The sequence below is a fragment of the Zoogloea sp. genome, from assembly GCF_028693495.1.
In the GTDB taxonomy this organism is placed as follows: Bacteria; Pseudomonadota; Gammaproteobacteria; order Burkholderiales; family Rhodocyclaceae; genus Zoogloea.
Window position 1 is genome coordinate 1 of record NZ_JAQUVG010000105.1, and the last position, 11,400, is coordinate 11,400.

The window sequence follows — 11,400 nt, forward strand, 5'->3', positions numbered from 1 at the left end:
GGCAACCGAGGCAGAGCTGGCTGGTTATCGCCACCGTCTTGAAGAACTCGTGGATGTTCGCACGCGGGAGCTCGAGGCTGCCTACCAGCAGTTACAGGTGGCCAAGGACGCAGCAGAAACCGCCAACGTGGCCAAGAGTGCCTTTCTGGCCAACATGAGCCATGAAATCCGGACTCCCCTCAATGCAATCACTGGCATGGCGCACCTGCTGCGCCGGGCTGGCTTGGCAGCAGAGCATGTAGACCGGCTCGACAAGATCGATGCCGCGGGCCAACACCTGCTGGATATCATCAATGCCATTCTGGATCTGTCCAAGATCGAAGCCGGCAGGCTGACGCTGGAGAAGGTGCCCCTGTCGGTATCCCAGGTGATCGAGAATGTGGCCGCCATGATTGCGGACAAGGCCCAGGCCAAGGGGGTGGCCCTGGTGCTGGAAGTGTCGAGCCTGCCTCCCGTGGTGCTGGGGGACCCGACCCGCCTGAAGCAGGTGCTCCTCAATTACGCGAGCAATGCGCTCAAATTCACCGAGCAGGGCAGGATTGTCTTGCGGGCGGCGCTGGTGAATCAGGGAGCGCAAACCCTCTGTATCCGTTTCGAGGTGGAAGATACCGGTATTGGCATTGCACCTGCAGTGATCAGCACGCTCTTTCAGGATTTCGCCCAGGCAGACAGCTCCATCACCCGCCAGTTTGGCGGTACCGGGCTGGGCCTGGCCATTGCCCGCAGGCTGGCAGGCCTGATGGGCGGTGAGGTGGGGGTCCGCAGTACCCCTGGTCTCGGGAGCACCTTCTGGTTTACTGCGACGGTGCAGCGGGCGGAAGTGCAGGAGTCGATCCCTGGCACGGCGGCGCTGCCGGACGCTGAGCTGGCCTTGCAGCAACTGGCGATCCGGCATGCCGGCAAGCGGATTTTGCTGGTGGAGGATGAGCCCATCAATCAGGAGGTGACGCTTCTGATGCTTGAGGATACCGCCCTGCAGATTGATGTGGCGGAGGACGGCCTGGTTGCCCTGGAGCGGGCTGGGAGCGTGCGCTACGATCTGATCCTGATGGACATGCAGATGCCGCGCATGGATGGGCTGGAGGCGACTCGCCGGATCCGTCTTTTGCCCGGCTATGGGGCCACGCCCATTGTGGCGATGACAGCCAATGCGTTTGCGGAGGATCAGGCCCGTTGCCGTCAGGCGGGCATGAATGATTTTCTGGCCAAACCGGTCAACCCCGATACGCTGGCTGCCATGCTTCTCCAGTGGCTGGATGACCGTCCCCGGTGCTGAGAAAGGAAAGGGCCCCAACCGTTCCCGGAGGAGCCCTCTGACGGCAGCCGGGAGGAGCACCCGGTCTGCTGCGGGAATCAGTGGCGGCGGGGCGCCGGTGCGGGCGAATTGCCGTTCCGGGGGGGCAGATGACGGAAGGTGATTCGCCCCTTGCTCAGATCATAGGGTGACATTTCCAGGGTGACTTCGTCGCCTGCGATGATCCGGATATGGTTCTTCTTCAGCTTGCCGCCGGAGTAGGCGATCAGATTGTGACCGTTGTCGAGGGTGACACGATAGCGACCGTCGGGCAGCACTTCGGTAACGCTGCCATGCATTTCAATCAGTTCTTCCTTGGCCATGTGGGGCTCCTTGTGGGTGGCCGGTGGTCGCTCCACTAACCGTGCGGAGCCTGTCGGCCGCGGCCCGCCACCGCCTTGGTGGGCCAGGTTGCGCCACAGCCGCAGGGACCGGGCAATCTAAAATCGGCGCGGAATCAGCGGGCCGAAAAATCGGGTCAATCTGCCGCCAGCAGGCACGCAGATCAGGGCAGAGGAGATGGCCTGCGGCGGGAAGCCGAAGTGTGGGCCCAAAAGATTTAGGCCACCGGGGAGGGTGGCCTAAGTCCTGAATTCTAGGGTGGGGCGGCAGCAAGCGGAGTGCATCGCCTCAAAATAAAACGAACCTGTCTTCGAACCCAACGTAACCCTCTACCTGTTCGGATTGTCATGGAGAATGCTGCGGTGTGTCAAGGCAAGCTTCAAATACTGAAAACCTGCCAGGAACAAGCAAGCCTGCCCGAGGGTCGGGCCGGTAAATGGAGGTATTGATCGGTAAGCCCCCGGTCAATCCATCTTGACCGAGAGCCTCAAGGCGTAGCTGCGCCAGCCCGCTTCCAACGATACGGCGGCAACTCCCCGATCCGACTCTGCGGCTGAGTCGGTAGGCGCTGAGAATGGGTATTACCGGAATGGTGAGTGGAAGCCGCCAGAGCTGCGCTGCGGTTTGCCGGATCAGTCTTCGCTTTCGGCGGTGCCGTTGGCCAGTTCTTCGGCGGTGGCCGGGCGGACCGCGGCGACCGTGCAGGTGAAGACCAGGGCTTGGCCGGCCAGAGGGTGGTTGCCATCCAGGGTTGCCTCATCACCATTGATCTCGGTGACGCGGTAGACGATGACTTCGTCGTCGTCTTCTTCATCCGTTGCTTCGCCTTCCAGTTCCATGCCGACTTGGATTTCTTCGGGCAGATTGTCGAGGGGTTCGATCTGGACCAGTTCCGGGTCGTATTCGCCGAAAGCCTCGTCGGCGTGGAGCCGGACGGTTACCGTGTCGCCGATGGTCTTGCCGTCGAGCGCTTCCTCCAGCTTGGGAAACAGGTCGTCGTGGCCGCCGTGCAGGTAGATGAGGGGCTCCTTGCCGTCATCGACCTCCGCGCCTTCAGGGTTGGTGACACGGTAGTTGAGGGTGACGACGCTGTTCTTGATGATGTTCATGGGTACGGATTCCTGAATGATGGATCGAATGATGCGGGGCGGTCGATGCGGGTTCGTCGGCCTGCAGGGATGGGGTGCTGTAGTGTCGCAGGTAAAGATGAACGCTGGGGGGCTGGAGCGAACTGCAGCTTGGTCGCCCGCAACGGATGGCTTGGCCGGGGGAAAATGCTATCCGGAAATGGACCGGCCCACGGACTAAATGTCCGCGCAAAAAGATTCAGGCCACCCGAAGGTGGCCTGAATCCTTGAAATTCTTGGTGGGTTGTGAGTGGCTCGAACACTCAACCTACGGATTAAGAGCCCGAAAGCTTCACTTTGGACCGAGTACCTGTTCGCCTGAACGACGTTTCAGGGCGCGTGCAAGAGGGGCTGCGCCGGGCGCTCCTGGGATGACCTCTATCTTCAGGCAGAATGAACCCGTACTGCCATAAGTGTTTGTCCTTGCGATACGACCGGGGAGTCCGGAACGGTACCGGCACAGCGACCCAAAAGTCCTTGGTTCAGCATGGGTCTCATGGTCGGTGCCCGGCCTATAATCTAGCTAACCAACTCCGTCAGGATTCCCGCGATGAAAACCGTTCCCGTCTATGAGGCTAAAACCCGGCTCTCCGAGTTGCTGGCCGCCGTCGAACTCGGCGAGGAGGTCACCATCACCCGGCGCGGCCGGCCCGTTGCCCGGATCGTTGCGGCGGTGGAGTCTTCCGAGGCTACCCTGACCCAGCAGGAGCGGGTCGCCGGTACCTTTGCGCGCCTGCGGGAGATACGCCAGGGGCGGACGCTGGGCGGGAGCCTCCGTGAAGCGATTGAGGACGGCCGCGACTGATGCGTTTTGTCCTCGATAACTCGGTGGTCGTTGGGTGGTTTCTGGAGGATCAGGCCACCCCTTACGCGGATGCAGTCGGCGTCCTGCTCGAACAGGAACAAGCCGTCGTGCCCGCCTTGTGGGAACTGGAGTTTGCCAACGTGCTTCGGACTGCCTGTCGCAAGCAGCGGCTGACGGCGGATGAGGCGCATCAGATCATTGAGCAGATCTGCGCATTGCCCATTCTGATCGACCGGGAAACGCCGGGTCCCGCGGAATTGCTGGCCTTGGCGCTGCGCTACAACCTGAGCAGTTATGACGCGGCCTACCTGGAGCTGGCGTTGCGGCGCCAGATCCCGATTGCCACCAAGGATGCGCCGCTGCAGGCCGCGGCCCAAGCCACGGGTGTTGGGATTGTGCGCTGCTGAGAATGATGTTTACCAGAATCACCCCGGTCTGGGTGCATGTCCGGGGATGGGGGGAGCGGTCCATGTGGGTTCGTCGGCCTGGAGGGATGGGGCGCAGTAGCGTCGCAGGCAAAGATGAACCCTGAGGGCTGGAGCGAACTGTAGCTTGGTCGCCCGCAACGGATGGCTTGGCCGGGGAAAAGGCTACCCGGAAATGGACCGAACCACGGACTAAATGTCCGCGTAAAAAGACTTAGGCCACCCGGAGGTGGCCTAAGTCTTTGAAATTCTTGGTGGGTTGTGAGTGGCTCGAACACTCGACCTACGGATTAAGAGTCCGTGCCCCCTGCTTTCGTGCTGGCAGTGGGCGTGGGGATGCGGTCTGACGTGCTCTTGGATAAGCGGCTGGGACGGGTGAGGCGTGTATCGCCTCTATTTCCAGGGGCTGCGCAGGGTGCCGCTCATAAGTATATGTATTGTTGCTTGTTTTTCTTTGTGCTTGTCGCAGCGTCAGCAGGACATGAGTGATGTTTCCGTGCCGATAGACCGGAGCGAGACCGGGTATTCGCCGTTCTGATGGGGGGTGTTTCCCGTTGGTAGCGAACGCTTGAACCGGATGTGCATCGTTAGAACGGACCAGGGTTTGGATACTGCCAGGAACGGGCGAGGACCGGGGGCTCGGATCGGTGTCGGTTTGTCGATCTGGGTGTCGCTTGAGGGTGTGTGTCTTGGGAAGGGGAGTGGTAACTACTGAAGTTACACCGGGTGCAGGCAGAGGGACTGGCCGGGCATTGAGGTGGCTCTTGCAGGTCTGGTGTTGGGGAAGCTTTATGGTGGCTGCACGCGCTTGGCCTGCTGGGGGACCCCCTCGCGCATGATGCGCGAGGGGGGGGCTCACTTCGCGGGAGAGCTCCCTGCATCTCCTACTCAAACTCTGCAGTCTTGAACTTCAGCACGTTGCAGTTTTCCTTTACTGCTCGCTGTACCCCGTCATCGAAACTGGTTGATGACTCCGCCTGAATCTCGATAGAGATACTGACCTTCACTCCCGCGCGCATCGTAAACTGCTGGACGACTTCGTCGACGAGGTCTGCGAACTGCTTCTTGGCGGCAAACGGGTCGAGTTCGATTCCGCCGTAGAAGCGCGTCTTCGGTGGGCTCTTTGGTGTCTCTCCGCTGCCGGCATAGTCGGTCTTGGGTCTTTCCTCTGCACGGCTCTCGCTGCCTCCGCCCGCAGCTTCGCCACTGGATGGGGCGCCCGAGCCAGTGTTTGTGGACCGGGTTCGTGCCGCCTCTTCGGCAGCCTGCTGTTCTTGCAGATACGCCGCGGCGACGCCAGGCTCGATCAGGAGCAGGGAGTCGTCCATGATCAGCGACGTGCGCTTGCCGTAGCTGAAGCCGATGTAGCGATCGCCCTCCTGGCCCTGCGCGAAACCAAAGAAGTCCCGACTGTCCGCGCCGGCCCCCATCGTCGCCTGAAACACCACATCGTCCTTCAAGCGCGGCAGGTAGAGCTGCTGGCAGCTCTGTTGCCAGACCTTGAGGGCGCTGACCGCCTGGATGTCGTCCTTCCAGAACCAGTCTCTCAGTACTTTGGCCAAGTGAATCGGTGCCCACTCAGTGATCAGGAGTTCATTCTCCTTCAGCACGCGATCGATCTCCTGCGGCAAGTTTTGGGCGCCGGCGTTGAGCGGGAAATGCTCCCACTGCAGCTCGGACAAGCCCTTGCCCGGACGGGCCTCCTGCATCGGAGTGAGCAGCCATTTGTAGGTCTCACGGATCATCCGTACGAGTGCGTCCTGGGCAGCGCTGAGGCTTTGGCTCGCCTGCTGGGCCATGAAGTTGTCGAGCAGGATGCGGTTGTCCCGATAGTCCGAAACAATGGACTGCCAGGCCATTGTCGAGCGTACCTGGTCCTTCAGTCGGCTGACGCTGTCGTAATCGGCGGCGAGGTAGATCAGCCGATTCTGCTTGAAGCGAGGCTGCTCGCCGCGGTGCTTCAGGATGTCCGTGGCGCAGTCGATGGCGAGGCTCTGGTTCGAGCGGGTGAAGGCGGCGTCTGGCGGCAACACCACCAAGCGCAGGTGCCAGTCATCGGGAACGTCGCTGCTTGCCGTGAAGATGTGAATTCCGCCAAACGAGCCGCTGTTCAAGGCCTTCTGGAGCCGATCCCGGATGATCGGGAACACGTCTTCCTTGTCCTGGAAGCGACGCTTGCGCTCTTCCATCTCCCGGCGCAGGTTGGGGCGGGTGTCCAGCCAAAAGCGGTTGTTGGCGTGGTTCAGGTAATGCAGGCGGTCGGTGAGGCGGCGCAGCGCGTCTCTGAACAGACTCGTTTGCTGACCGGGCTGGGCGACCCCCAGGAGGATGCGCTCAAGTTCCAGGCCACGTACCAACTGGTTGGAGGTCGAAGGTGCGCTGCCGAGGAAGATCGCCCGTGCCGCACGGCGGCAAGCCTGTACGGCGCCGAAGCGGGTGTCTTTGCTCTCGATTGCCCAGGTTTCTGAGCGCTCGCCATCCACGTCGCGTTCGATCACCGGGTCCCAGCCTTGCGGTAGGTAGTAGATTGCCTCGTTGCGTGTGTCTGCATCCATCAAGGGCACGCTGCCAGGCAAGATCAGCGGGTCGTTGTTCCCGTCCCGCCACAGCCGGTGGATGACCTTAGCCATCAGCTTCAGCACCCCGCGCGTGCGTTGGAAGTTGTCCAGCGAGGACCAGTCTTCGTAAAGGCGGTCGAATACCTCGGGGTGGATCGGATAGGCGTGAATCAGCCGCTGGAGGTACTTGCTGTCCTGCGTCTCCTGTGGGAAGTCGTTGCGGTTGGTGGTGTAGTAGTCGGCAAACGTGCGGCAGACTGACTCCATCGCCAGCTTGTCGTTGATGTTCGTGAACAGGCGGCGGCGCACGATCTCGAATGCCTCTTCCGTCGCTACGGGTTTCCATAGCGCCTGCACGCGGCCAAAGTAGTGCTCCAGCGCCCGCAAGGCCTTCACGCCCTGCTGGCTACCTGCCTCACGGTCCGAAAAAGGTAGTGAGGCGAGCAGCACAGCGTTGGGCACAGCCTTCAGCGCTTCGGTGAGCGCTTGCACGAAGGACAGCTGAGTGTCGTAGGTACCGCCGGAGAGGGTCTTGCCCTCCTCGAACTGCGACACGTAGCGCACCAGCTCGTCCATCAGGATCACGCACGGGGCGTGGGCGGCCAGCAGGTCGGCGAGGTCCTTCTTGCCTGGCGCCGTGCCGGTCTGGTCGGCTTCCTTCACGAATGCGTAAGCGGCTTCACCGCCCAGTTGCCACGCCAGCTCCCCCCACAGCGTATGCACGGTACCGTCCGCGTGGATGCGCGGTCTGCTCGCCAGGCTCAGCAGCTCGACCCCGTCCAGAACTGCGATGCGGGCCTTGGGCAGTTCAGTGACCCCCGCCGTGTCGAGGATGGGCGCAATCCCCTGCAGCTCGCTCGCCAGCGTGGTTCCCTTGGCGAGGTGATACACCGCCAGCATGGTGTGGGTCTTGCCGCCGCCGAAGGCCGTCTGCAGCTGGATCACCGGGTCTCCCCCCTTGCCGGCGAGGCGCTTGACCACCGAATCCAGCAGCAGACGCATGCCCTCGGTGATGAAGGTGCGTTGGAAGAAAAGGACCGGATCCTGGTACTCCTCCCCGGCGGAGCCGGCATGCACGCGCGACAGATCGGCCGCAAACTCGGCCTGGACGAAATTGCCCGAACGGACGTCGGAATGGGGTTCGGCGATTTCACGCCAAGGTCTAAGGCTCATTGTTTTCTTCCCTTACTCCTGCTTCACGCGACGGTCCAAGGCTGTGCGGCACCGAGGGCATGCTTGTCTGTCACGATGGGGTGCGGATCGATGGCCTTGAGCAGGACCCGCAGCTTCTGTTTGAGTTTGTCCGGCTCGATGGTTTGAGGGCGCAATCGGCTGGTCTTGGCGGGTTGTTCTATATGGCAAACGATCCGCATCTGCTGCGCCCTCAGCATTCTGCGGGCGAATGCCCTTTCAGCTGGGTCATTGGCGCGGATACTTGCAGCAACCAAGCCCGCCAGCGTGTCGCGCACCTTGATCGCGATTTCATCCGCCAGGTCCACCGCTTTGGTGCGGGTATGTGATCGGTAATCCTTCACCTCGATCAGCCAGGCATCCCGATCCAATGCACACAACAGATCCACCGCTTTGTTATCCCTGAAGCAGCCTTGTTGGAACTGTTGTCGGTAGAAGGACCACTCGTCGTACTTGGCCGCGTTTGCTTTGAAAGTGAAGGTCAGCGCACCTTCCGGGATCTCGATGTTCACGCACCCTCCCAGGCAAGGAAGCGATCCGATTGCGCAAGCTCCTCGTCGAGCATCACCAGCGTCTGGATGTCTTCGACCCGGTCGCTTTGCTCCAACGCGACGTCACCGTCCTTGGCTGCCAGCGCAAACCATCGGCTGGGTAGCTTCTTGTATCGCTGGTCGCCCAGCAGCATCTCCAGTTCCCGCAGCAGGAACAGCGAATGGCTGGCGACGAAGACCTGAACTCCGCTGGCCGCGACGGCGATGATGCTGGCAGCCACGACCTTGATGAGCTTCGGATTGAGGTTGGTTTCCGGTTCGTCCCAGAATAAATAACCCTGCTCCAGGAGCGTGCCCGTGCTGATGAGGCGCGCCAACATCGCAATCTTGCGCAACCCCTCCGCGACTAGTGGCATCTCCATCCGGCCCTCACCCGGCAGCTGTAGGTAGAAGCGCCCATTCGCCGCATCCACCTGCACCTTGCCACCCATGGCCTTTTCCAGAGGTTCGAGCAGCTCTGCCGCGCGCTTTTCCCGAGGACCTTTCAGCGAAGGGTTGCCCAGCAAGGACACGGTATCGCGCCAGGTCTCCTCGAACTCCAGGTGGTAGTTTTCATAGAGCGGCACGAACCATGGACACAGGGTCACCAGCTCCCGGGTCGGCAGATAGGCCGGTGATCGCGCCAAGCCCTCCGCGGGTACCTTGAGGATCTCGATCTGAGACTTCGCGTTCGACGCAAAGGCCCCGGCCATGCTTAGGCCATCGTTGCTCATGCTCAGCCGGAACTCGCAGCGCCCGCGACCCTGACGGCGCTTGACCAGCCGCCCCAGACTTTCCGGCCGGAAGACGGCGGTTAGCTTCTCGGCATACGCGCGCTCCAGCACCCCCTTGCTCAGGTCCTTGGCGTCGGCCTGAACCTTCAGCAGGGCGTACAAGAGCTTCAGCACATGCGTCTTGCCGAAGCCGTTTTCGCCGACGACGACATTCAGTCCAGGTGCGAACGACCATGTTGCGTTCGGTAGCGCGGTGAAGTTCTGGACATCCAGCTTCTCGATCATCCCTAACTCCTTGGTCAAATATCCAGGCTGCTCTGCGCCCCCACCACCCCGGCCTCGCTCGCGCCGCGTTCGACGCCACTCCAGGCGGTGATCAGTTCGTTATAGGCGCGGGCCTCCTCTGCCCAGCCCTTGCGCTCACACAGGGTGTAAAGGCGGTAGGCCAGCGCGCGGATGGGCTCGGCGCGGGCGGGCATGCGGGCGAGCAGCGCGCCGGCGGCGGCTTCGCCGTCCTGGTTGAGCGCGCGGATCATCTGGTGTAGGGCTTCCCACACCGGCACGCGGGCGTCGGTTTCCGGGTTCCAGTCGCGCGGCATCTCGGCCCATTTCAAGAGGCGCAGGTCGCCCTTGCCGGATTCGACCACGCCGGCCTCAGTCAGGCCGGTCACGCTGGTGCCCTTGGCGCGGGCGAGCACGTCGGCTTCGCCATATTTGCCGGTGGCCCAGCCCTGGCCCTCGAACCAGTGCAGGCAGAACTGGGTGTCGTGGTCGAAGTCGTCTTCGGCGAGGAAGCGGTTGATGAGTTGCAGAGCGGTGCGCACACTCATCGGCTTACCGTCGGCTTCCAATACCGCCGCGTACTGGCTGAAGATCGCCATGCCGGGGCCGATGATGGCCTGGGACAGATCGACCGGCGCCACTGGACTGTTGATGCCGCCGCGAGTCATGTCCATCAGCGCTTCGGGCAGCACGGCGTTGAGCTCGCGGATGAATTCACGGCGGCTGACGGTGGTGGCATCGGCGTCGCGCTTGCGGCAGACGAGGACGATGCTGGAAGCCAGCGCGTTTGATTCAGACCCACGCATCCGATTGCTGAGCTCGGTACGCATGGGCCAAGTGCCGGTGAGCGCGAAACCGGCGCGGATCACTGCATCAAGGAAGGTTTCCCAGCCGGTGCTAGAGGTACCTATGTCGCCCTTGGTTTCCGCCTGCTTGAAAGCGTAGTAAATCGTGACGGGAAATGCTGGATGCGCTTCCTCAGCGATATTACTGATCGCCTGAGTCATTCCACCTAGGAAAAACGCCTCCGCGTTCTCTCTGTTTCCATGCCTAAGAGCGTCAGCTACTAACTCTCTCGTCTTTGGCACAGCTATCGTTGCATAGAGACCTGGGTATATCTCCCGAAGGCTACGTCTCAGCCAAACATAGAAAAAATCGGCAAGATCGGCATAAGGGACATTGTCGTAATACGGCGGGTCGGTCGAGACCACCTTACTCTTGCTTATCTCTTGTTCTTGTGCATCAGCATGCAGAGCCTTTCCTGAAGCTGTGGTAGGCAGCTGCTCCAGAGCCTTAACCATATTTTCAAGGCTGACATAATAGTCGCCCGCTGCTCCGGCAAAGATGTTGTTCTCTGCAAAGTCCCAAAGCATGGGAAGTGCCTGACGGGTAAACACATGGCGAACTTGCGTTTTTGTTGTCTCCCACGCGCAAAGTGAATTGCATATATCGACAAGACGACTTAATGCGAGAGTTAAATACACTCCAACAGCTTGACTGTATGCAATCGCACCGTTATCAGTCGACTCAAGACCTCCATTCTGCGCGGATACTCCAGCTTTAACTGAATCGTTTCGAACTTTCTCAACGGCTTCAGCCAGCACTTCCTGATAGGTCGTCAGAGCGGATAGTTGTCGCTCAGTAAAAAGCGAACCAAAACTATCAAGCCCGTAGGCCCACGGTGTCAAATGCCGAGAATTGTGTGCAAATTTAAGATCTGGTCGCCATGCACCTTCGATTCTTTCTGCAACAACCTCATGCTCTTTAATGGGTGATAGGTAAATACGTCCTCGCCCAGCCTGCGCAACTACAGCTAACAAGCGCTGCCCTATTCGGCCGGCGAGCCCCTCACTCTTGACATGCCTTGGGTCAATCGGCATGTCTGAAAGAAGACACTTGAAGTTTGCACCGCGAGACAGTTTGGTTCCGCACTTTGCAGAATCCGTAGGCTCACCCATCACCACTTTAAATGAGTACGAATCGCCGGGCGCGCTCTAGACTGAAGTGCAACACCCCGATTTGTTAGGGTGTAGGCATGGGAAATCACTACAGTCAGTTGTCGATGGACGAACGTAATCAGATTCATCGGTGCAGCAATGAGGGATTGAGTCT

The 11,400-nt window shown here is 60.7% G+C and carries 9 protein-coding genes; 3 read left to right on the forward strand and 6 right to left on the reverse strand.

Going from position 1 to position 11,400, the window contains the following annotated elements; translation table 11 throughout:
• Positions 1–1,276, forward strand: a 1,276-nt coding sequence (locus PHD22_RS14400) for a response regulator (RefSeq protein WP_299868299.1), incomplete at its 5' end; no start/stop codon positions are given.
• Positions 1,277–1,353: 77 nt separating this feature from the next.
• Here the strand turns inward: PHD22_RS14400 and infA are convergent.
• Complete coding sequence (gene infA / locus PHD22_RS14405; RefSeq protein WP_299868302.1) at positions 1,354–1,617, reverse strand: translation initiation factor IF-1; 264 nt, start codon at positions 1,615–1,617, stop codon at positions 1,354–1,356.
• Positions 1,618–2,268: 651 nt separating this feature from the next.
• Positions 2,269–2,745, reverse strand: a complete 477-nt coding sequence (locus PHD22_RS14410) for a peptidylprolyl isomerase (RefSeq protein ID WP_299868304.1) — start codon at positions 2,743–2,745, stop codon at positions 2,269–2,271.
• Between the two features lie 568 nt (positions 2,746–3,313).
• Between PHD22_RS14410 and PHD22_RS14415 the strand changes: the two genes are divergently transcribed.
• Both PHD22_RS14415 and PHD22_RS14420 read left to right on the forward strand, forming a co-directional pair.
• Positions 3,314–3,568 (forward strand): type II toxin-antitoxin system prevent-host-death family antitoxin, encoded by a 255-nt coding sequence (locus PHD22_RS14415; protein WP_299868307.1) that lies wholly within the window; start codon positions 3,314–3,316, stop codon positions 3,566–3,568.
• Entirely contained in the window at positions 3,568–3,975 is a 408-nt protein-coding gene (locus PHD22_RS14420; protein WP_299868310.1) for a type II toxin-antitoxin system VapC family toxin, read from the forward strand. Before PHD22_RS14415 ends, PHD22_RS14420 begins: the two co-directional genes overlap by 1 nt.
• 902 nt (positions 3,976–4,877) lie before the next feature.
• Here PHD22_RS14420 and PHD22_RS14425 read toward each other — a convergent pair.
• Genes PHD22_RS14425 through PHD22_RS14440 form a run of 4 tightly spaced genes read right to left on the reverse strand, consistent with a single transcriptional unit; the run spans position 4,878 to position 11,108 of the window.
• Positions 4,878–7,724 carry a DUF499 domain-containing protein gene (locus PHD22_RS14425; protein WP_299868312.1) on the reverse strand — a complete coding sequence of 949 codons (2,847 nt, stop codon included), beginning with the start codon at positions 7,722–7,724 and terminating at the stop codon, positions 4,878–4,880.
• 23 nt (positions 7,725–7,747) lie between these two features.
• Entirely contained in the window at positions 7,748–8,254 is a 507-nt protein-coding gene (locus tag PHD22_RS14430; protein ID WP_299868315.1) for a hypothetical protein, read from the reverse strand.
• Positions 8,251–9,291, reverse strand: a complete 1,041-nt coding sequence (locus PHD22_RS14435) for an AAA family ATPase (RefSeq protein ID WP_299868318.1) — start codon at positions 9,289–9,291, stop codon at positions 8,251–8,253. Before PHD22_RS14435 ends, PHD22_RS14430 begins: the two co-directional genes overlap by 4 nt.
• A 14-nt stretch (positions 9,292–9,305) precedes the next feature.
• Positions 9,306–11,108 (reverse strand): hypothetical protein, encoded by a 1,803-nt coding sequence (locus PHD22_RS14440; RefSeq protein ID WP_299868321.1) that lies wholly within the window; start codon positions 11,106–11,108, stop codon positions 9,306–9,308.
• Positions 11,109–11,400 lie beyond the last annotated feature (292 nt).

Bases quoted from the DNA above. Each gene is read 5' to 3' on its own strand.
- PHD22_RS14415 (WP_299868307.1), top strand. From the start codon at position 3,314: ATGAAAACCGTTCCCGTCTATGAGGCTAAAACCCGGCTCTCCGAGTTG.
- PHD22_RS14435 (WP_299868318.1), bottom strand. From the start codon at position 9,291: ATGATCGAGAAGCTGGATGTCCAGAACTTCACCGCGCTACCGAACGCA.
- infA (WP_299868302.1), bottom strand. From the start codon at position 1,617: ATGGCCAAGGAAGAACTGATTGAAATGCATGGCAGCGTTACCGAAGTG.
- PHD22_RS14410 (WP_299868304.1), bottom strand. From the start codon at position 2,745: ATGAACATCATCAAGAACAGCGTCGTCACCCTCAACTACCGTGTCACC.
- PHD22_RS14420 (WP_299868310.1), top strand. From the start codon at position 3,568: ATGCGTTTTGTCCTCGATAACTCGGTGGTCGTTGGGTGGTTTCTGGAG.
- PHD22_RS14425 (WP_299868312.1), bottom strand. From the start codon at position 7,724: ATGAGCCTTAGACCTTGGCGTGAAATCGCCGAACCCCATTCCGACGTC.